20 protein-coding genes are annotated in these 21,241 nt (G+C 61.1%); 3 read left to right on the forward strand and 17 right to left on the reverse strand.

From position 1 onward, the window contains the following. Positions 1-42 precede the first annotated feature (42 nt). The 4 genes from recG to ACP15N_RS00950 form a co-directional block, all read right to left on the reverse strand. Positions 43-2,133, reverse strand: a complete 2,091-nt coding sequence (gene recG, locus ACP15N_RS00935) for an ATP-dependent DNA helicase RecG (protein WP_425090341.1) — start codon at positions 2,131-2,133, stop codon at positions 43-45. Beyond that, on the reverse strand, positions 2,130-4,277 hold the full coding sequence (gene ligA / locus ACP15N_RS00940; RefSeq protein WP_425090342.1) for an NAD-dependent DNA ligase LigA: 2,148 nt from the start codon (positions 4,275-4,277) through the stop codon (positions 2,130-2,132). Before ligA ends, recG begins: the two co-directional genes overlap by 4 nt. Before the next feature lie 145 nt (positions 4,278-4,422). Then, positions 4,423-5,136, reverse strand: a complete 714-nt coding sequence (ctrA, locus tag ACP15N_RS00945) for a response regulator transcription factor CtrA (RefSeq protein WP_425090343.1) — start codon at positions 5,134-5,136, stop codon at positions 4,423-4,425. A 92-nt stretch (positions 5,137-5,228) separates the two neighbouring features. Further along, positions 5,229-5,507 (reverse strand): DUF1153 domain-containing protein, encoded by a 279-nt coding sequence (locus tag ACP15N_RS00950; protein WP_425090344.1) that lies wholly within the window; start codon positions 5,505-5,507, stop codon positions 5,229-5,231. A gap of 125 nt (positions 5,508-5,632) precedes the next feature. On the opposite strand from ACP15N_RS00950, the gene mnmA reads away from it, so the two are divergent. Beyond that, positions 5,633-6,799: a tRNA 2-thiouridine(34) synthase MnmA gene (gene mnmA, locus ACP15N_RS00955; protein WP_425090345.1), complete on the forward strand. Its 1,167-nt coding sequence runs from the start codon at positions 5,633-5,635 to the stop codon at positions 6,797-6,799. Here the strand turns inward: mnmA and lpxB are convergent. The 13 genes from lpxB to pyrH all read right to left on the reverse strand — a co-directional run bounded on the left by lpxB (position 6,793) and on the right by pyrH (position 19,112). Beyond that, positions 6,793-7,941, reverse strand: a complete 1,149-nt coding sequence (gene lpxB / locus ACP15N_RS00960; protein ID WP_425090346.1) for a lipid-A-disaccharide synthase — start codon at positions 7,939-7,941, stop codon at positions 6,793-6,795. The genes mnmA and lpxB overlap by 7 nt on opposite strands. Beyond that, positions 7,941-8,741 carry an LpxI family protein gene (locus ACP15N_RS00965; RefSeq protein ID WP_425090347.1) on the reverse strand — a complete coding sequence of 267 codons (801 nt, stop codon included), beginning with the start codon at positions 8,739-8,741 and terminating at the stop codon, positions 7,941-7,943. The genes lpxB and ACP15N_RS00965 overlap by 1 nt, the downstream gene beginning before the upstream one ends. Continuing rightward, a complete protein-coding gene (gene lpxA, locus ACP15N_RS00970; RefSeq protein WP_425090348.1) occupies positions 8,741-9,541 on the reverse strand; it encodes an acyl-ACP--UDP-N-acetylglucosamine O-acyltransferase in 801 nt (266 codons plus the stop codon). The genes ACP15N_RS00965 and lpxA overlap by 1 nt, the downstream gene beginning before the upstream one ends. Beyond that, positions 9,538-10,023, reverse strand: a complete 486-nt coding sequence (gene fabZ, locus ACP15N_RS00975) for a 3-hydroxyacyl-ACP dehydratase FabZ (protein ID WP_425090349.1) — start codon at positions 10,021-10,023, stop codon at positions 9,538-9,540. The genes lpxA and fabZ overlap by 4 nt, the downstream gene beginning before the upstream one ends. An 85-nt stretch (positions 10,024-10,108) precedes the next feature. After that, positions 10,109-10,747: an OmpH family outer membrane protein gene (locus ACP15N_RS00980; protein WP_425090350.1), complete on the reverse strand. Its 639-nt coding sequence runs from the start codon at positions 10,745-10,747 to the stop codon at positions 10,109-10,111. A gap of 12 nt (positions 10,748-10,759) precedes the next feature. Continuing rightward, positions 10,760-12,991: an outer membrane protein assembly factor BamA gene (gene bamA, locus ACP15N_RS00985; protein ID WP_425090351.1), complete on the reverse strand. Its 2,232-nt coding sequence runs from the start codon at positions 12,989-12,991 to the stop codon at positions 10,760-10,762. A 237-nt stretch (positions 12,992-13,228) separates the two neighbouring features. Further along, positions 13,229-13,369, reverse strand: a complete 141-nt coding sequence (locus tag ACP15N_RS00990) for a hypothetical protein (protein ID WP_425090352.1) — start codon at positions 13,367-13,369, stop codon at positions 13,229-13,231. Positions 13,370-13,489: 120 nt separating this feature from the next. Then, positions 13,490-14,827 carry an RIP metalloprotease RseP gene (rseP, locus tag ACP15N_RS00995; RefSeq protein ID WP_425090353.1) on the reverse strand — a complete coding sequence of 446 codons (1,338 nt, stop codon included), beginning with the start codon at positions 14,825-14,827 and terminating at the stop codon, positions 13,490-13,492. 33 nt (positions 14,828-14,860) lie between these two features. Continuing rightward, entirely contained in the window at positions 14,861-16,036 is a 1,176-nt protein-coding gene (gene dxr / locus ACP15N_RS01000) for a 1-deoxy-D-xylulose-5-phosphate reductoisomerase (RefSeq protein ID WP_425090354.1), read from the reverse strand. A gap of 25 nt (positions 16,037-16,061) precedes the next feature. Further along, complete coding sequence (locus ACP15N_RS01005) at positions 16,062-16,853, reverse strand: phosphatidate cytidylyltransferase (protein ID WP_425090355.1); 792 nt, start codon at positions 16,851-16,853, stop codon at positions 16,062-16,064. Positions 16,854-16,871: 18 nt separating this feature from the next. Continuing rightward, the gene (gene uppS, locus ACP15N_RS01010; protein WP_425090356.1) at positions 16,872-17,609 is read right to left on the reverse strand and encodes a polyprenyl diphosphate synthase; all 738 of its coding nucleotides are present in this window, start codon (positions 17,607-17,609) and stop codon (positions 16,872-16,874) included. A gap of 57 nt (positions 17,610-17,666) precedes the next feature. Beyond that, a complete protein-coding gene (frr, locus tag ACP15N_RS01015; protein ID WP_425090357.1) occupies positions 17,667-18,230 on the reverse strand; it encodes a ribosome recycling factor in 564 nt (187 codons plus the stop codon). A 132-nt stretch (positions 18,231-18,362) separates the two neighbouring features. Continuing rightward, positions 18,363-19,112 (reverse strand): UMP kinase, encoded by a 750-nt coding sequence (gene pyrH / locus ACP15N_RS01020; protein ID WP_425090358.1) that lies wholly within the window; start codon positions 19,110-19,112, stop codon positions 18,363-18,365. Positions 19,113-19,243: 131 nt separating this feature from the next. On the opposite strand from pyrH, the gene miaA reads away from it, so the two are divergent. Continuing rightward, positions 19,244-20,131 (forward strand): tRNA (adenosine(37)-N6)-dimethylallyltransferase MiaA, encoded by an 888-nt coding sequence (gene miaA / locus ACP15N_RS01025; protein WP_425090359.1) that lies wholly within the window; start codon positions 19,244-19,246, stop codon positions 20,129-20,131. Between the two features lie 56 nt (positions 20,132-20,187). Further along, on the forward strand, positions 20,188-21,012 hold the full coding sequence (locus ACP15N_RS01030; protein ID WP_425090360.1) for an AraC family transcriptional regulator: 825 nt from the start codon (positions 20,188-20,190) through the stop codon (positions 21,010-21,012). Positions 21,013-21,241: the final 229 nt, after the last annotated feature.

Genomic DNA, 21,241 nt, shown 5'->3' on the forward strand with positions numbered 1-21,241 from the left:
AACTTTTTAAGAACAAACGTGAACAAAATGTGTTCTGAAGGTTCAACCCACTGAAATTAAACGAATGGCCTCGTCCTGGCTGAGCAACCACAGCAACTTGCGGATCGCCTCGCCGCGCGGGGTCTCAAGTTTGGGATCCTTTTCGAGCGCCGCGCGTGCATCCCGCTGCGCCAGCGCCATCAATCCGGCCTGCCGTTCAGGGTCTGCAATACGGAACCGGGGCAACCCGGATTGTGCTGTTCCGATCAGGTCCCCCGCCCCGCGAATGGCCAGATCGGCCTCGGCGAGCTTGAATCCATCTTCCGTCTCTCGCAGCAAAGTCAGTCGCTTACGTGCGGTTTCACCCAAAGGTGGCCGGTACATCAGCAAACAGGTCGATTGCGCCGCCCCCCGCCCGACGCGCCCGCGCAGCTGGTGCAACTGTGCCAGACCGAAGTTTTCCGCCCCTTCGATCACCATGATCGAGGCATTGGGCACATTCACGCCCACCTCGATCACAGTGGTCGCCACAAGAAGCCGCGCCTCCCCCGCCACAAACCGCGCCATCGCGGCATCTTTTTCCGCCGGTGGCATCTGGCCGTGAACCAATGCGACCTGATCCTCTCCGAATTTTGCGCGCAGGGTCTTGAACCGCTCCGTCGCGGCAGTGGCTTCCAGTGTCTCGCTCTCCTCGACCAATGGGCAAACCCAATACGCCTGCCGCCCCTCATCCAGGGCGCGCTGAAGGTGGTCTGTCACATCTTCAAGCCGGTTCGCGGCGGCCAGCGCTGTTTTAACCGGCGTGCGCCCGGGTGGTTTTTCATCAAGGATCGAAACATCCATATCGCCGTACTGTGCGAGGGCGAGGCTCCTTGGAATGGGCGTCGCGGTCATCACCAGGACGTCCACGCTGGCGCCCTTGGATCCCAACTCCATGCGCTCACGCACTCCAAACCGATGCTGCTCATCAATCACGGCAAGTGCAAGATCCTGAAACTCAACGTCTTTTTGGAAAAGAGCATGGGTGCCAAGCAGGATCTGGATGTTGCCATCCCTGAGGGCTTGCAGTTTTGCCAACCGGTCCTTCCCGGTGTCGCGCCCAGTCAGAACCTCGACCATCGCACCGGCGCTTTCTGCAAGCGGCCTGAGGCTTTCAAGATGCTGACGAGCCAGGATTTCGGTCGGAGCCATCATGGCGGCCTGCGCTCCGGCCTCCACGGCAAGCAACATAGCGACCAGTGCGACCAATGTCTTTCCCGACCCGACATCTCCCTGCAACAGTCGGTTCATACGGTGCGCAGCGGCCATATCCTCGGTGATTTCGGCAATCACACGCTGCTGCGCACCGGTCGGTAAATACGGCAAGGAATCGAGCATGGGCCGTACCATCAAACCGGTCCCACGCAAAGATCTGCCCGGGGCGCGACGACGATTGGCGCGTGCCAGCGCAAGCGTCACCTGATGGGCGAAGAATTCGTCATAGGCCAGTCGCTGTCGCGCTTTCGTCTCCGGAGCAAGATCATTTGCGCTGGTTGGCGCATGCGCTGCGTTCAAGGCTGTCCGGAACGTCGGCCATCCCTCTCGCGCAACCAGCGCAGGGTCTGCCCATTCCGCAAACTCCTCCACATGTGCCAAAGCACCTGCCACAGCTTTCTGCATGGTTTTCTGCGTCACGCCGGCGGTCAGCGGGTAGACCGGTTCAAACGCGGGCAGCTTGTCCGCGTCTTCCGGAGGGACGATGTGATCCGGATGCGCGAGTTGCGCGACCCCATCGTAGACTTCGACCTTGCCGGAGACTGTTCGCAGCTCTCCCACTGGAAGAACTTTTTCAAGAAAGTCCTTGCGTGCATGAAAAAAAACAAGATGAAACACTGTTTCAGCGTCGCGAACTTCGACCCTGTAGGGGCGGCCTTTGCTGCGCGGCGCCAAGTGGCGCAACACTTCGACCTCCACCGTCATGACTGACGGGAAAGGACCGTCGCGGACCGTCGCGACGCGCTGGCGGGCAACCCCGGTATGCGGCAAGGTCAGAGCCAGATCGCGTGGGCGCTCAAGTCCGCTGGCCGCAAGACTCTGTGCGGTCTTGGGTCCGATTCCCGGTAGCGTTTCCAGCCCGGCAAAGAGAGGGAACAAGTCCGCCGGGCGGCCTGTCATGACGGGTCCAGCCCGGCAAGGGCGCGCCACCCCGCTTCATCCACCGTTTCGATGCCGAGGTCTGCCGCTTTCGCCGCCTTGGACCCGGCTCCGGGTCCTGCAATCACGAGATCGGTCTTCTTGGAGACCGACCCCGCGACCTTCGCACCGAGCGCTTCGGCGGTCGCCTTGGCTTCGGCACGCGACATCGTTTCAAGCGTGCCGGTGAACACCAGTGTTTTGCCGGCAACCGCGCTGTCCACAACTTCAGGGGCCTCGGCCGGGGCTGGCGCCACCTCCTCCAGCAAACGCGCGATCGAAGCACGCTCGGCATCCTGCGTCAGCGTCGTGACGAGTGCGCGCGCCATCACCTCCCCCACGCCATTTATGTTGAGCAGATCGTCCCATGCGTCGCCTTCAAACGAGACCGCCGAATCCGCCGCCTCCAGCACGGCCTCGATCGTGCCGAAATGCGTCGCGATGAGGCTCGATGCGCTTTCTCCGACATGGCGAATGCCGAGGCCGAACAGAAATCTCGACAAAGCCACGTTGCGCTTGTCGTCAATCGCCTGAAAGAGGTTCAAAGCGCTTTTCTCGCCCCAGCCCTCCCGATTCCTGAGTTGTTGCAGGCCGCTTCCGTAGCGCGCTTTCAGCTTGAAGATATCCGCAGGTTCGCGGATCCACCCATCATTGTAAAACTGTTCGACCTGCTTTGCGCCTAGTCCCTCGATATCAAAGGCTGCGCGAGAGACGAAATGCTTGAGTTTTTCAACCGCCTGGGCCGGGCAGATCAGTCCACCTGTGCAACGTCTCACGGCGTCGCCCTCTTCGCGCATGGCAACCGATCCGCATTCCGGGCATGTAACGGGGAATTCGTAGGGCACACTGCCACCCGCCCGCTTGTCCAGATCAACATCCTTGATCTTGGGGATCACATCGCCTGCACGATAGACCTGAACCCAATCGCCAACCCGAATGTCACGCCCGTCGCGGATGTCCGCGCCCTTGCTGTCGCGCCCGGCGATATAGTCTTCGTTGTGGAGTGTCGCGTTGGATACGACAACTCCGCCGACCGTTACCGGCGTCAGCCGCGCAACAGGGCTGAGCGCGCCTGTGCGTCCCACCTGGATGTCAATCGCTTCGAGGCGCGTCCAGGCAAGCTCGGCAGGGAACTTGTGCGCAATGGCCCATCGTGGGGTGGTGGAGCGGAAACCAAGACGACGCTGGAGGTCAAGCGCATCGACTTTGTAGACGACCCCGTCGATATCATACCCCAAGGTCGCCCGTTGCGCTTCGATCGCGCGGTACTGAGCGATCAGTTCTGCGGGCCCGTCGCAGCGCTTCGTCAACGGGTTGGTCTGGAACCCCAGGGCGGTCAGGCGTGCGATCGCGTCGGCCTGCGTCTCGGCCAGCGGGGCGGAGGTTTCACCCCACGCATAGGCAAAAAACCGCAGCGGGCGTGATCTGGTGATTTCCGCGTCGAGTTGGCGCAAGGACCCGGCTGCGGCATTGCGCGGGTTGGCAAAGGTTTTCGCGCCCTTCGCTTTCTGGGCGGTGTTCAACGCTTCGAAATCCGCATGGCTCATGTAGACTTCGCCGCGCACTTCGAGGATTTCGGGCGCGTCTTCTAGGGTTTCGGGAATATCGGAGATTGTGCACGCATTTGGGGTCACGTTTTCGCCGGTGGTGCCATCGCCCCGTGTGGCCGCTTGCACCAATGTGCCATGCTCGTACCTGAGGGAAAGCGAAAGCCCGTCAATTTTGGGTTCGGCCGTATAGGCAAGCTCCGCGGTGTCATCCAGTGACAGAAAGCGCCGCAATCCGACATCAAAGTCCACGACCTCGGCCTCTTCGAATGCATTCGCAAGCGACATCATGCGTTGTGCATGCGTGACCTTGGCGAATGTCTCGGACACAGGTGCGCCGATTTGCTCGGTTGGGCTGTCGGCGCGTTTGAGGTGGGGGAACGCGGACTCCAGCGCCGCATTGCGCTGTCTCAGCACATCATATTCGGCGTCCGAAATTACTGGCGCGTCATCGGTATGGTAGGCTGCATTCGCCTCGGCAAGACGCTTCGCCAGAGCCTCAAGCTCCTGCCTCGCTTCTGCTTCGCTGACTTTGCCCGGGTCCAACGCCTGGTCTCGTGCTGCCGCAGTGTCTGTCATGCCCTGCCCCACCCTGTCTTGCACCAAGGTTTAGCAGTCCCGCTCCGGACGTCCACAACCGTTTGGTCTGAAACGCTTCGGGCTCCGATAGACGGAGCCCGGCAGGGGATGGACGATCGGAATGTCGCCGTAGGGGAAAGGTGCGCTACCCGGCTGCGCTCTGGATCGTGGGAAGGCTGGAGGTTTCAGGGTCGCGCAGCACATAGCCGCGTCCCCAGACCGTTTCGATGTAGTTCTCACCACCCGTTGCCTGGCTAAGCTTCTTCCGCAGCTTGCAGATGAACACGTCGATGATCTTGAGTTCCGGTTCGTCCATGCCGCCATAAAGGTGGTTCAGAAACATCTCTTTCGTAAGGGTGGTGCCCTTGCGAAGCGAGAGCAGTTCGAGGATCTGATACTCCTTGCCGGTCAGATGCACCTGCGCCCCCTCCGCCTCGACCGTCTTGGCATCGAGGTTGACCGCAATCTGGCCGGTCTGGATGATCGATTGTGAGTGTCCTTTGGATCGCCGAATGATCGCGTGGATCCGAGCAATCAGTTCCTCTCGGTGGAACGGTTTCGTAAGATAGTCATCCGCCCCGAAGCCAAAGCCCTTGATCTTGCTTTCGGTATTGTCCGCGCCCGACAGGATCAGGATCGGTGTTTCGATCCGTGCAAGCCTGATCTGGCGCAGCACTTCGTGCCCGGTCATGTCCGGCAGGCCGAGATCGAGGAGGATCAGATCGTAGTCGTACAGCTTCGCAAGATCGATCCCCTCCTCCCCCATGGCCGTCACGTAGACGTTCAGGTTCGCATGGGTCAGCATCATTTCAATGCTCTTGGCGGTCGTCGGGTCGTCCTCAATCAAAAGGATGCGCATCAATCTGTCTCCGCTAGGCGATGGTGTTAACCGTTACTGTGAACAACAATGGTTAACTGTCGGTTACCTTGAGACAGGTTAATACTAACAACCTAAGGTTGTCTATACTCCTGTAGCCGCGTCGCTTTGAGCGCTTTAAGCCCATGCTTTTCTACAGCTTTCGCCCATGAGGAGAGTTCCTCATCAGACAGGCCGTACAACTCACACGCGTCCTTGCTGGAAATAAGGCCGCTTGCGACTCCCTTTACAACCGCTGCCTTTCGGCTGGCTACCCACCGGGTTGTGGTCGGTTCCGGCAAATCGGACCGCGTCATCATTGACCCGTCCGGCAGTTTGACGGATACCGGGCCTCGCTCTCGTTTCACATACATAGTCCACCCCTCGCTTCCTTCGCATGGCGCCAGTGTCGTCAATGCCCCTTAATCAACGGTGAAATCGCGGGGTTGAGAACGAAGCGGATTTTCCTATATTTCGAACGACTTTCAGGAGATCCGAAATGGCTGTGCCAGCTTCCACAGAGGCACCCTCAGGGGACGTGCCGCTTAACTCGCTTGGCTTTGCCAAGGCGCCCGCGGACACGCGCGTGGTCGTTGCGATGTCCGGGGGGGTCGACAGCTCCGTCGTGGCCGCCCAACTCGCATCCGAAGGCTATGACGTGGTGGGCGTGACGTTACAGCTTTATGATCACGGCGCGGCGCTGGCCAAAAAAGGCGCGTGTTGTGCAGGACGCGATATTCACGACGCGCGGCGCGTTGCCGAGGAAATGGGGTTTCCGCATTACGTGCTGGACTATGAAAACACGTTCCGTGAGGCCGTGATCGACGAGTTTGCCGACAGCTACCTTGCCGGGGCGACACCTGTCCCCTGCATCCGCTGTAACGAGCGGGTAAAGTTCAAGGACCTGCTTGAGACCGCGCGCGATCTGGACGCCGACTGCATGGCGACGGGTCACTACATCCAGCGCAAAGTTGGTGCCACCAAGGCCGAACTGCATTCCGCCGCGGATGCCACGCGCGACCAATCGTATTTCCTGTTCTCGACCACGCAAGAGCAACTCGACTACCTGCGTTTCCCCTTGGGGCACCTGACGTCCAAGGCAGAGACCCGTGCGCTTGCAGCGAAATACGGGCTGGGCGTGGCCGACAAGCCCGACAGCCAGGACATCTGTTTTGTCCCGAACGGCGACTACGCGGCGGTGATCGAAAAGCTGCGTCCCGGAGCCGCCGATCCGGGAGAGATCGTGGACATGGACGGAACTGTGCTGGCCCGGCATGACGGGGTCATCCACTACACGATCGGACAACGCCGTGGACTGGGCATCGGAGGGCTGTCCACGCCGCTCTATGTTGTCAAGCTCGACCCGGACACCCGGCGTGTGATCGTCGGACCGAAAGAGGCGCTTTCGACGCGCGTCATACCCGTGCGCGAGATCAACTGGCTGGGAGACACACCTCTGACAAGCCAGCCGGAGTGGCATGTCGGGGTCAAGGTTCGCTCAACCCGCCCGCCGCGTGACGCGGTCATCCGGCCCATCTCGGACACAGAGGCCGAGGTCGAACTGATCAGTCCCGAAGAAGGTATTTCGCCCGGGCAGGCCTGCGTCTTCTACGATACCGACAGCAGCCGCATATTTGGGGGTGGCTGGATCTGGCGCGGTTACTGAGCGCCGCTCAGCACGGCGCGCGCCGCACGCAGACCCGGTGCCTCCCCACCCTGCCCCAGCAGGACCATCGTCCGCCGCATCGCGTTCATTTGCGTCTCGCGCGCGGGGGCATCCGTCAGCAGTTTCAGCAGCGCCGGTGCGATGGCGCTTGCGGTGCAGTTCTTGCCAAGAAACTCGGGGATGGCGCGGGTGTCCGACACCAGATTTACCAGCGTCACGGTGTCGACTTTCAACAACGCGCCGATCAGCCATCGTGACAGGATATTCATGTCATAGGCGATGACCATTGGCGTCGCGCTGGCCGCAAGTTCCAGCGACACGGTGCCTGATGCGGCAAGCGCAACATTGGCAGCGGCAAACCCTGCGGCCTTGTCAGCTGAAGCATCTGACGGGATGAGGATCGGCGCACCGGGCCATTCGGATGTCAGGTCTGCAACAAGGTCATGCGTATGCTGAACGGTCGGAACGATCACGCGCATCGCGGGCTTGTCACGCACGACGGCCGCCAGCACCTCGCCGAAGATCGGCGCGAGACGGGAAATCTCGCCCCGGCGCGAGCCAGGTAAGGCGAGGATCAAGGGCGTGTCTGCGGGAATGCTCTGGGCGTTGCGGAATGCCGCCGCCTCTGCATCGCTCGCCGTTCTTTCAGCGACCACGGGATGCCCGACGAAATGTGCCTTCATACCAGCGGCCTCCATGTACGGAGGCTCGAACGGGAACAGACACAGCACTTCGTCGATCATCTTTGCCATCTTGGCCGCGCGTTTGGGGCGCCATGCCCAAACGGTGGGCGCGACGTAGTGCACGGTGCGGATGTCAGCTGCGGCCTTGACCCGCCTTGCGACCCGCAGGCAGAAATCCGGGCTGTCGATGGTGATCAAAACATCCGGTTTCTCGGCCACGATTGTGGTGGCGGTTTCATCAATTCGGCTCATCAGGTGGCGATACTTCGGCAGTACCTCTGCAATGCCCATCACCGACAGTTCAGACATCTCGAAGCGGCTTGTCAGTCCCTCGGAGATCATGTCCGGTCCACCGATGCCTGCAAACTCGACCTCCGGAACCAGTGTTTTCAGACCGCGCATCAAAGCGCCGCCAAGCCGGTCGCCAGACGGCTCTCCGGCAACGACAAAAACGCGCATCAGGGCATGCTCCAGAGCGACAGACCCGCATTCCTTGCGGCCGTGATGACCTCGGACTTGTCCAGTATCAGAACATGCCCCGCCTGCACGGAAATCCCGGACAAGCCCGCCGCTTTTGCCGCGCTGACGGTTTCTGGTCCGATTGCAGGCATATCGATCCGCAAGTCCTGATCCGGCTTTGCGCGTTTGATGAACACGCCTCCGGGCGGCGGCGACACTGCCGCGCGGCTTTGTGCGACGAAGCCGAGCATGGCATCCGTGCCCTGCAGCGTCTCGACCCCGAGGCACTGACCTCCGGCAACAACACAGCCCTGTCCGATATCGAGCGTCCCAAGGGTTGCCAGGATTTCCTTTCCACGTGCCGCATCCGTGAGGTCGGTATCGGTCGGTGACCCGCAAACCACTCCTTCTGCCACGACCAGATCAGGGGCAAGGTCATGTGCGCCGCGCACTTTCAGCCCCGCCTCTTCGAAAATCGCGATGACTTCCCGCAGCAGGCGATCGTCGCCGTGTTGCAAGACCGCCATCAAGCGGGGAACCAACGGAAGGCTCAAAGGGTGCAACTTGGCCACATCGATGGGGGGCCGGTGCATGGCCCCGGCAAAACATACCTCTGTGACGCCCGCCTCTGCGAGATCCGATAGAACCTTGCCCAAGGCTTCAACCCGAAAACTGATGACGTCAGGCAGGTCAGGCTCGTACCCCTCAAGGGACAGCACGCGGAAGGGTGTCCCGGCGGTGGTCAGCGCGTCGGCGAGGGTGACGGGCAGTGCGCCCTTGCCTGCGATCAAGGCCAGCATCAGCGCGGTGTCAGGAAAGAGCGGTCGGTTTCCGCGACGATAAAGGATACGATTTCGCGCACGTATTCGCTTTCGGTTTCGTCACCAAGGCGCTTGGCTCGGTCCACGAAGGCGCCCTCGCCCTGCGCAAGCATCTGAAAGGCAGCGCGCAGCGCTGTTATGTCCGCGCGCGTGACCCCGCGGCGCTTCAGACCAACGAGATTCAGCCCGTGCAACTCGCCACGCGGGGCCTGTACGAGGCCGTAGGGGATCACGTCATTTGTCACCATGGTCACCGCACCAATGATCGCGCCCTTGCCGATGCGGACCCATTGGTGGATGCCCGACTGGCCGCCGACGATCACATCATCGCCCAGCACACAGTGTCCGGCGACAGCGGCGTTGTTCACGAGGATCACACGGTTGCCGATCTGCGCGTCATGGGCGACGTGGCACCCTGCCATGAAGAGCCCGTCATCACCGACGCGCGTTACGCCGCCGCCACCTTCGGTCCCGGTGTTCATGGTCACGTATTCGCGGATCCTATTGCGCGCGCCGATTTCAAGTTTCGATCGCTCGCCCGCGAACTTCAGATCCTGCGGAATCTCCCCGATGGAGGCGAACGGAAAGATCACCGTCTCGTCCCCCACATCCGTCCATCCGGTCACCACCACATGGCTCTTGAGGACAACATCTCGACCAAGCGTCACTTCGGAGCCCACGATGCAGAACGGACCGATGCGGCAACCGGCTCCGATCCTGGCGCCATCCTCCACGACAGCGCTGGCATGCACCGTGGCGGTAGGATCGACCCCGCTCATGCGTCTTCCTTGGGCAAATCCATCATCGCTGTGAACTCTGCCTCGGCAGCCATTTCACCGTCTACGCTGGCAACCCCGCGGAACTTCCAGACCTTACCGCCGGGCTTGCCCCGGGTGGCGTTGACCTGAAGCTCCAGAACATCGCCGGGTCCTACCTTGCGGCGGAATTTGCAGCCGTCGATGGCCATGAAGTAGACGAGCAACTCCTTGTCCGCCATGTCCGCCGACACGCCGACCATCACGGCTGCGGTCTGGGCCAGTGCCTCGATGATCAGCACTCCAGGCATGATCGGTTCACTGGGGAAATGCCCGGTGAAGTGTGGCTCGTTCATGGTCACGTTCTTGATGCCCTTGGCGGCTGAAAACCGTTCGATATCAACCACCTTGTCAACAAGCAGAAAAGGATAGCGATGCGGTATGATCCTTTGGATCAGTCCGATATCGGCAACGACAGGCAGGGCGGTATCAACAGTATCGGACATTGTCTTCCTTAATTCGGCGCGTTTCGTGTAGCCTATCTCTGTGGCTAACAAGCGACTTTCTCGCTGGCAAGTTCTCAAGCTGGTCCTATTGCGGGGTCGGAAGCTGGACGTCCGGCGCAGGTGTCTCGGGATCCGCGTTGAAATCCGGCGGCATCCCGACGGGAGACTGGTCAGTCGGCCGGTTCGGTCGGGGCTGAGGAGAGACGCGCGCACCCAACGCGTCATCGATCCTGCGAATGGCTTCGTCCGTGACATTCACCCGGTCGTCCGACAGAAAAATCTGGCGCTGGTCCAGAATGACGTAAGCCCCGTAATCCGCCATCAAACCACCCAGGATCGGCAGCGCCGCGTCCAGAAACGATCGCCGCTCCGCATCCCGCCGCTCTGCAATGATACGGGCCTTTCGGTCCTGCTCAGTCCGCAATTCGGTGACCCGCGCGTCAAACGCGTTGGCGGCGTCGCGAAACACGTCGGGCGTCATTTCGGGGCGCTGCTCGGTCAAAAGGCGTTCTTCATCGGTGAGCATCTGTTCGATCTGGCGATTTTCTTCCGCAAGCGCTCTGGAGGCCGCTTCCAACTCCTCGCTCAGACGCAGGCCAAACACGGTCTCTGAGAGGAGCCGCTCCTGATCGATGATGACAACGCTGCTGCGCGGACGCTCCTGCGCGTGCAACGCATGGGCCGCCAGGCCAAGTCCGAGGGCGAGCAAGGTGCGGCGGAGCATGCAACGCATCCGTCAGAACTGGGTCGACAGGGTCAGGTCGAATGAGTTCGTGATATCGAAGTCTTCTTTCCGGATCGCCTCGCTGAAATTGAACCGCAGCGGTCCAAGCGCAGTTGTCCAGAACACCGAAATCCCGACCGAGGATCGCAGGATCAGGCTGTCATCCACCGGCACACCGTTGAAGCCATCCGTATCGTTCAAATCCCAGACAGACGCAGTATCCCAGAACACCCCGAAATCGATGCCGTACTCCTCTGGCAGGCCGAGCGGGAAGCGTGTTTCAAGACGCAAGGAGACGTACTTGTTGCCGCCGAGCGCATCTTCGTTCGGCGCCGCCAGATCTCGCGGACCTACGCCGAAGGACGAAAAGCCACGCAAGCGGTTTGATCCCAGGAAGAACCGTGATGGGGTTCTGGGGCCATCCCCGCTGACACTGCTTAGCACACCGCCTTCGAGGATTCCGCGCAAGATAATATCCTCGCTCAGGAAGCTCCGCTCCCCGAGAATACTGGCCTCGGTCCGCACAAACGTGTTGTCGCCCCCGATACCTTCAAGGCTTTGGCCGAACCGCAGGCGCACCCCGGCTGTGGGATCAAGACCGCGTCCGCGGGTGTTGTAGGTGTAGGTATACCCGAGTTCGAAGCCCTCATCCGTCCCCTGCTCGCGCAGCAGGATCGGGGAGGACTGGACCGGGTCGAGGTCCGAAAGTTCCGTGCTCGAATACCCGAATGTCGTGGCCAGGCGTCCGTTCTCGCTGACCGGGAACGACAGACCGAAATCAAGCCCCGCATCGCGGACATCGAAGTCACGGTTGGAACTGTCGGACTCGGTCACACCGAGGCTGGCGCTGAACGCGAGGTCGCGCTCCAGAAACGAGGGCTCGATGAACCGGGCGGTCAGGGTCTGGTCGCCATCCGTGCCGTTCCAGTTCAAGGCCACCGTTTGGCCACGCCCGAGGAAGTTCCGTTCCACTAGGCTGATGAGCAGGCCGATGCCATCATCGACGGAGTAGCTGCCACCGAAATTCAGCGATCCCGTCGAACCTTCTTCGACATCCACATCGACGATCACGGTGTCATCTGTCGGACCCTGCCGGGTATCCACGTCGACGCTCTCGAAAAAACCAAGCGCTCGAATGCGGTCTGCCGACCTTTGAATTTCGCGCGGGTTGAACGGGTCACCTTCGACCGTGTCGAACTGGCGGCGGATGACACGGTCAAGCGTCGTAGCATTGCCTTCGATGTCGATGCGCTCGACGAACACGCGCGGGCTACGTTCAACGACAAATTCGACATCCAGCGTGCCTGCCCGATCATTCCGGGTCACACGCGGGGTAACACGGATGAAGTTCTCGCCATTCTCAAGCGCCACGCGCTCCATCCGCTCGATGTTGCGGTCCACGAGTTCCGGCGAATAGACCTCCCCGGCGTCGATATCGATCGCAGCGGCGTATTCCGCCACATCAATCGCCGCGAGTTCGGATGTGCCCGTGACCTCTCCGAACCGGAACTGCTGACCCTCGCGCACGTTGAACGTCAAGAATACCGCGTCACGTTCCTGGCTGAGTTGTGGCGCGACCGAGAGGACCTGAAAATCAACATACCCGCGCGAGCGGTAGAAATCCGTCAGCAACTGGCGGTCGAACTCCACCCGGTCTTCAATGAACGTATCCGAGCGCACGAATTGCCGCAGAAACCCTGCTTGCTTGGTTGCCAGAACGCGGCGCAGACGTCGGTCTGAATACACTTGGTTGCCAACGAAGCTGATCCGTTCGTTTTCCACGACACGCGCTTCCGTGACCTCGAACACGAGGTCCACGCGATTGTCGCTCTGCCGGATGATCCGCGGCGTGACGGTCGCGGACATGCGCCCGGCCTGGCGGTAGGCGTCCGTGATGCTCTCGGCATCGGCGACGGCCTGTTCCGGGGTATAGACCTCACGCGATCCGCTTTCGACCAATTGCAACAGCAACTCGTCGTCAAGGCTGCGGTTCCCTTCGATGTTTACCCGGTTGATTGTCGGGAACTCGCGCACGTTGATTTGCAACGTATTGCCACGCGGCAGCACCTCAACCTCTTCGAACAGACCGGAGGCCTGGATCCGCTGAAACGCGTCATTGAGCTGGCCGGCCGAAACCGGCTGATCGCGCGGGATCTGCGCAAAACTCAACACTGTCGCGGCATCGATCCGCAGGTTGCCGTTCACTTCCACCTGGGAAAAGCGGAAATCCTGCGCCAGCGCCATATCTGGCTGGCTCGCAAGCATCAAACCGCTAAGTATTGTGACACTGACGATGTGCGCCGCTTTGCGCCAACCGTAATAAGCCCGCCTGCCCATAGAATCTGCCCCGGTATTTTGCCTGTGATTTTCCCTACCGAGAATGGGGTCGGTTGTCAAAAAACTGATGGTCCGCGCGGACAAAAACGGCGGGCTGGAATTGATGCAGGTTTCTTGAATAAGTGCCGGTACGACCGCGCTGCGCTACCCGGCCTGAAGAAGAATGGTTGCCACTGCGACGGCAGCGCTCACGGCACCACTGATTGCGACAGCCACAAGAAAGCTATCGCCAAAGACGCCAAGAAACGTCCGCAAGCCTCTCCAGCTGTTCTGTACCAGTTCCATCGTGACCTCCGTAACTTCTCCGGTGGTCTAGACAGAAATTGAGGCACGAATTGGGCAGCATTGCGGTCGTTTGCGACACAAAGCTCAGATCCGCTGCCCTTTGATCCCGCATCGACTGGTTCAGGGGCAGAAAATGTCGTTGGTCAGCGCAAAAACCATCAGGCTCAGGAGCAGGGTCAGGCCGGCTGTCATCATCACCCGCAAGGCGCGATCACTTGGTGGACGCCCGGCAACGGCTTCGTAGGCGTGAAAGACAAGATGCCCGCCGTCGAGCACCGGGATGGGAAACAGGTTCAACAGCCCTACAGCTGTGGACAGCACCGCAATGAACCAGATGAACTGATCCAGTCCTTGCGACGCGACCGCGCCCGAGGTTTCGGCGATCCCGATCGGGCCAGAGATATTGCAGGTGCTGATCGCGCCGGTGATCATGTGCCACAGGCCCGACAGCGAGGACTGGATGATGAACCCGGTCTGCTCCACGCCCTGGCCGATTGCGGCCAGCGGACCGGGGGTGACAGTTTCGGGCTCAAAGAACATCCCGCCCGTTATCCCGATCAGCCAGCGCGTTTCGAACCCACCCTCGGGCAACGGCAGATCAACCCTGCGCGGGGCAAGCGTGATCGGCAATTCCGCCCCATCCCGCCAGACGGTCAGATCGAGTGATGCGCCCTCCGACGCGGTCACCGCATCGCGCAATTCCTCGAACGCAGCAATCGGCGTGCCGTCTATAGCGGTGATGACATCGCCGATCTCGAAGCCCGCATCCATCGCAGCCGAGCGCGGCTGCACGCCTGCAACCAGCGGCGGCATCAGGAAGGGACCGTCAACAACGGTTTCCTGCCCCGCCCTGTCCACCGTGTAGCTCAGCATCGCCACACGCGGCAGAGTTTCGCGCGCGGCATTGATCGCTTCGTAATCCGGGGTTGGCGTGCCTTCGATAGCGAGGATGACATCACCGGTTTGAAGCTCGTTCACCTCTGCGGGCAGGTCAGCCAGCGCCCCGACCGTCGGGCGTTCGGTCGCGGTGCCCTGCACAAGGATCATCGCGCCGAACACGACGATCGACAGGATAAAGTTGAACACGGGGCCGGCGGCTACAGTTGCGGCTCGTTTCCACAGCTTTGCGCCGTGCATCGTACGTGCGCGATCTGCCTCGGACATCGCAGACATGCCTTCGCCATCCTTGCCGCTCGCGGCATCCGCATCGCCGAGAAACTTGACGAATCCGCCGAACGGCAAGGCCGCGATCTGCCACTGCGTGCCGCGTTTGTCCGTCCGCTTGTACAGGATCGGACCGAAGCCGAGGGAGAAGACCTCAGCGTGGATGCCGCACCAGCGCCCGACGATGTAATGCCCGTATTCATGGATCGCGACGATCACGCTCAATGCGACAACGAAGGCAATAAGCGTCCAGAGAAGACCGCCAAATGTCGGGATCAGGCCGAATAGTTCCAAAGCATACCCTCTCGCCCGCTCGGGCGCGTTACCTCAACCGGCGCGGTCCATCGCGTGCGCGCGCGCCATGTTCCTTGCGAGATGGTCCACATTTGCGACGCAATCAAGGCTTTCAGGCGGAATTGACAAGGACATCTCGCGATCCACGCCCTCAAGTGTCGCCTCAACCACATCGGCCATGTCCAGAAACCCGATCTGGCCGGCAATGAAGGCATCCAACGCAGCCTCCTTGGCGGCATTGAACACCGCGCCTGCCCGCCCCCCGGTGGCCATGACCTCGCGCGCGAGGCGCAGCGCCGGGAAGCGCGCCTCGTCCGGGTGCTCGAAACTCAGTGTGCCAATGGCGGCAAGGTCCAGCCGTGCGACCGGCAGATCCCGCCGTTCGGGCCAATGCAGCGCATAGCCGATGGCGTGGCGCATGTCCGGCGCGCCCAGATGCGCCATCAACGCGCCGTCCTTGAACCCCACCAACGCATGAACGATCGACCCCGGGTGAACCACAGCCTCGATCCGATCCGGCTCAATCCCGAAGAATTCTCGTGTTTCAATCAGTTCCAACGCCTTGTTGAACATGGATGCGCTGTCGATCGAGATACGCTGCCCCATATCCCAGTTCGGATGCGCCACGGCTTCTGCGAGCGTCGCCTTTGCGATCGCCTCCAACGGCCAATCCCGGAACGGCCCGCCCGACGCAGTGATCACGATGCGCTCAACCGCGCTGATGTCTTCACCCGCAAGTGCTTGAAAAACAGCAGAATGTTCGCTGTCGACCGGCAGTATTCGCGCGGCATTGCGTGCCGCTTCGGCCATCAGCAAGGGACCGGCTGTCACCAGGCTTTCCTTGTTGGCGAGCGCGAGGGTGCCGCCGTGGCGCAGCGTGGCAAAGCCGGGATACAGCCCCGCAGCACCGACAATCGCACTCATCACCCAGTCGGCGGGCCGGTCGGCGGCATCACAAAGCGCCTGCGCGCCTGCGGCCGTCTCGGTCCGTGTGCCGGTCAACGCGGCACGTAAGTCTTCCAGCCGGTCCTCATAGGCAGTGATCGCAACGTCGGCGTCCAATGCGCGGGCCTGTTCCGACAGCAGCGCGATGTTCGCACCACCGGTCAGAGCAACAACATCGTACGCCTCCGGATCGCGCGCGATCAGGTCCACCGTATTTTGCCCGATGGACCCTGTTGAGCCGAAAATGGAGATGCGCCGCGTCATGAGAGCCGTTGTGACAGAACCAGTGTCACAGGGGAAGCGGCGGAAAGTCGATGATCTGCTCCACCAGCAGCAAAAGCACTGATGCGCCGAGCATGCCGTCAAATCGGTCCAACAGGCCCCCGTGGCCGGGGATCAGGCTGGAACTGTCCTTGACCCCTGCCCTTCGTTTCACCGCGCTCTCGGACACGTCGCCCATCTGGGACGCCATCGACAACGCGATGGAAATACCGATCAATTCCGATCCGGCAACCGTGTTGGCCATGAAAATCCAGCCCACGATGGCGGCAGCGATCCAGCCCGCAACCGTTCCGGACCATGTCTTCTTGGGGCTGACCTTGGGCCAGAACTTCGGCCCTCCGATCACGCGGCCCGCGAAGTAGCCGAAAACATCTGTCGCCACGACCACAAGCGCGAGCCAGAGCATCCAGACGAAACCGAAATCCTCGCGCAGCACCCAAAGTCCCAGCCCGGCGACCCCTATCAGGGCCGAGTAGACTGCGAAGACGCGTCTTTGCTGATCAAATCGACCCAAACCAATCATGCCCGGCATGAGGAGCAGTGGCAGCGCAAACCCGATGGGAATCACGCAAGACGCTGCGACCGCCCCGCCAGCGATCGCCGCAAGCATCAGGGCCCCTTGCGCGTCCTCGGGTGCGCACATTCGGGCCAGTTCCCACACCATCAGAGCTACAATCACCGCAATCAGGGCAAGGAACGGATAGCCCCCCAACCAAACGCCGCCCAGACCGACCACCAACATCGCCAGCCCCGAACCCAGACGGGTTGCAAGGTCTTCGAAGCTGCCGGATTTGGTCATCGTGGTCCTGTGTCCGGCTTACGACACGGCGCCGTAGCGCCGCTCTCGCACGCCGTAGCGTCCGACGACATCCGCGAAAATCTCGGGTGTGAAGTCCGGCCACAGCGTGTCGATGAACTCGTATTCCGAGTACGCCGATTGCCAGAGAAGGAAGTTGGAAATCCGGGCCTCGCCACTGGTGCGGATGACCAGATCGGGGTCAGGCAGCACGCAGGTGTCAAGAAACCCTGCCAATGTGGTCTCGTCCACCGTTTCGGGGTCGATCCGGCCAGCCGAGACGTCCTGCGCCAAGCGCTTCGTGGCGCGCGCCACCTCGTCGCGACCGCCATAGTTCAGCGCAATGGTCAGGTTCACGCGCGTGTTCTGGTCGGTCATCTTCTCGACATCGTCCATCAACTCGCGCAATTTCTCATCAAGACGCAGCCGGTCACCGATAAACCGCACCCGAACGCCTTCGCGCATGAAATTCTGCATCTCCTTGGAGATGTAGCGCCGGAAGAGCCCCATAAGTCCGGCGACTTCCGTCTGGGTGCGTTTCCAGTTCTCTGTTGAGAACGCAAAGATCGTCAGGTACTCGACACCGAGGGTTGGGCAAGCTTCTACGATCGCACGCACACGGCGTGCGCCTGCCTGGTGGCCAATCAAACGCGGTTTGCCACGCATCTGCGCCCACCTGCCGTTGCCGTCCATTATGATGGCGACATGCCGGGGGCTCCCGCCCGGCACCGAGGTTTTAATGTCTTTTGCCTGATCCATGGCTCTGTCTCGCTTCTCGCCCCCCACAGGTGAAAATTCCTCCAGTGAACGTCTTTGTCAGACCTGCATGATTTCCTCTTGCTTGGTCTCAAGCGCTGCATCGACCTTGGCAATATAAGCGTCGGTCAGTTGCTGTACCTCTTCGGTCCAGAGCTTGTGGTCGTCCTCGCTCATGCCTTCGGCCTTGAGCTTCTTCAGTTGGTCCATGCCATCCCTGCGTACGTTTCGCACAGCGACGCGCGCGCCCTCGGCATAAGTGCCCGCCACTTTCGTCAATTCGCGGCGGCGTTCCTCGTTCAGTTCCGGGATCGGCAGCATGATAATGGTGCCGTTCAGTTGAGGGTTAATCCCCAAGCCACTTTCACGAATGGCCTTTTCGACTTTGCCGACAAGCGATTTATCCCACACGTTGATCGTCACCATCCGTGGTTCCGGCACGTTCACCGTGCCCACCTGATTGATCGGCGTCATCGTGCCGTAAGCGTCCACATTGATCGGTTCCAGCATCGACGCTGATGCCCGACCTGTCCGCAGTGACGCAAATTCCGTCCGTAGAGAGGATAGCGCACCGTCCATGCGGCGCTCAAGGTCATCGGTGTCGATCTCGAACTCGTCAGCCATATCTTGCTCGCTTCGTCTTTATTGTCGTCCCAAGGCTGCGTGCCCCGGTCTTTGGCGCTAGTTACACCCATTACCTGCGCATTGTATAGGTTTCGATAACGGCAGGTTTAAGGCTGTGCACGGACGTTGCTGTCAGGTCTCGGTCACGGTCGTGTAGGTCCCGTCGCCTGCCAGAATGCCCCGGAATCCCCCTGGCTCATCAAGCGAAAAGACGATGATCGGCAGGTTGTTGTCGCGCGCCAGCGCGATGGCAGAGGCATCCATCACCCCAAGATGCTGCGCGAGGCACTCGTCATAGGAAATCGTCTCATACCGCTTGGCGTCGTCGTGCTTGACCGGGTCCTTGTCATAGACGCCATCGACCTTTGTTCCCTTGAAAATAGCCTGACAGGACATCTCAGACGCGCGCAAGGTCGCCGCTGTATCCGTGGTGAAATACGGGTTTCCCGTGCCGGCCGCAAAGATGCAGACGCGGCCCTTTTCAAGGTGCCGAACGGCGCGGCGCCGGATGTAGGGTTCGCATACCTGATCCATCGGGATTGCGCTGACCACACGTGTATGCACACCCAGGCCCTCCAGCGCGGCCTGCATTCCGAGAGCATTCATCACGGTGGCGAGCATGCCCATGTAATCGGCGGTTGTCCGCTCCATCCCCTGCGCGGAGCCTTGCAAGCCCCGAAAAATGTTGCCGCCGCCGATCACCATGCAAATCTGGACCCCCAGATCGTGCACTGATTTTACCTCGCGCGCGATCCGTTCCACCGTGGGAGGATGCAATCCGAAGCCTTGCGGCCCCATCAACGCCTCGCCCGAGATCTTCAAAAGAACGCGGTTGTACTTGACCGGAGCATCATCGCCGGTTGGGGTGCCTGCATCGCTCATCTCGGTGACCTTCCGTCTTGTCCCTGTCTCTTGCCGGGCGCAAAGTGCGCCGAACACGCGCCGGGATCAACGGCCAATGCATTCTCGCCCCCCGAACCAACGGCATGGGCCCGCTCTGAAACGCCACACCCATGTTTGACCCGTTCAAAATTCCACCCAACCAGACGGTTCTGATTGCCGGGCCGACAGCCTCCGGGAAATCTGCGCTCGCGCTGAGGATCGCAGAAGCTTGCGGGGGCGTGATCGTGAACGCGGATGCGCTTCAGGTCTACGCGTGCTGGAACATCCTGAGCGCGCGTCCCGACACTGATGAGCTCAGCCGCGCGCCACACGCGCTCTATGGGCATGCCCCGTGCACGCCGGCGTACTCCGTCGGCGACTGGCTGCGCGACGTCAAGGCACTAACAGAGCTAGGTGACAGGCTGATTATCGTCGGTGGAACAGGGCTTTATCTGTCCAGCCTCACCGAAGGTCTGAGCGATGTTCCCGAGATACCGCGCACGATCCGCGCGCGCGCGGATACGCTGCGAGAACAGGATTTCCCCGGTATGCGGGCCCAACTGAAGAGCCGCGACCCGGTGCTGGCGAACCGGATCGACCTGGAAAATCCGATGAGGGTTCAGCGCGGATGGGAAGTGTTCGAGGCCACGGGGCGTCCCCTCTCGGACTGGCAGGCCACAAAACCTGCACCCCTTGTTGCACTCGGATCTGCGGCGGCGATTGTTCTTGAGGCCCCCAAGGACTGGTTGACCCCACGGATCGATCGCCGTTTCGAAGCCATGATGACCAAGGGCGCTTTGGAAGAAGTGCGCGCCAATGCGGCCCATTGGCAGGACGGAGCACCGTGGACTCGCGCCATTGGAGCCGTGGAACTGCTGTCGCATCTGCGTGGGGAGGTGCCGCTTGAGCAGGCTGTCTTACGGGCCCAGATTGCGACGCGTCAGTTCGCCAAACGTCAGAGGACATGGTTTAAGGCGCGCATGAGCAACTGGACGCGTATCTTTGCGCAGGACCTCTAGGCGCGGGTCCGTGCAGGCGTTAACCTTTCTGCATGGCTATGGGGCACCGATTCCGCGTGAGTTCTCTCGCGGCGATACAATCGACTGGAAACTGGCGACTTGCGTCTCTGCATGCAGAGGACGTACCGGTACTGTTTTCGCTGACGCGCGGACAAGGCCGGGTCATCCTGTCCGGGCGCACCCGGGGTCTTACGCCGCCGAGTTACTTGTTCGTGCCCGCACACCATGCAATGCGGTTCGAGTTTTCCGGACCGGTCTTTGGCACGAAGCTGCGGCTTGACCCCGCGTCCGTGCCGGAACTGCCATCCGAGCCGCGCCTGCTGCGCAGCTTGGCGGCGCAGGATCAACGGACGCTGACGCATCACCTGAACCAGATCGAGGAAGAACGCACCGCCGCTCGTAAGGGCGCTGATCGCGCTGTTGCTGCGCATGCCAACCTTTTGTGCATCGCGCTGGATCGCGCGTACGAGGCGAGCGGGGCGCCTTCGTGGACCGAGACGAAATCCCAACAGCTGTCGGCGAGGTTCATGGCGCTGGTCGAAGAGGATATCGCAAACGGTACGTTGGATGGCCCGTCCGTTGGCGACTATGCGGATCGGCTTGGCATTACCGCGACGCATCTGACGAGGGTTTGCCAGGCAGAAACGGGTCAAGGCGCGTCCAGCTACCTGCAGGATCGCCTGCTTTCAGAGGCGCGACGCCGCCTGAAAGAGACACGCCAACCCGTCAACAGCATAGCGCGGCAACTTGGCTACCGGTCGGCCGCCTACTTCACCCGGGCGTTCGGGGCACGAATGGGCGAAACACCGAGCGCCGCACGGAATGCAACGACCGATCCCGCAGCGCCCAACACCGGCACCAAGGCGCTTCGTCCGCACTGACGCTAGGTCAAGCGCGGCCAAACCGCTTGCAAATCAACCGAACGTCTGTTTGCGACACCCATGTGTCGAAAAATTACCATTATTCGTCGGGTCTGGCTGTTGACGCTTGCCGGAATATCCGTTGAGTTAAAGGCAACACGAAAAAGTTCCTTCAGGCGGCAGCCTCGGGTTGCGTGCATATCTGCGCGCAAACAAAGGGGTTTAGGCCAAATGATCGACATAATTGTCC

It is taken from the genome of Tropicimonas sp. S265A, from assembly GCF_049800835.1.
Lineage (GTDB): Bacteria > Pseudomonadota > Alphaproteobacteria > Rhodobacterales > Rhodobacteraceae > Dinoroseobacter.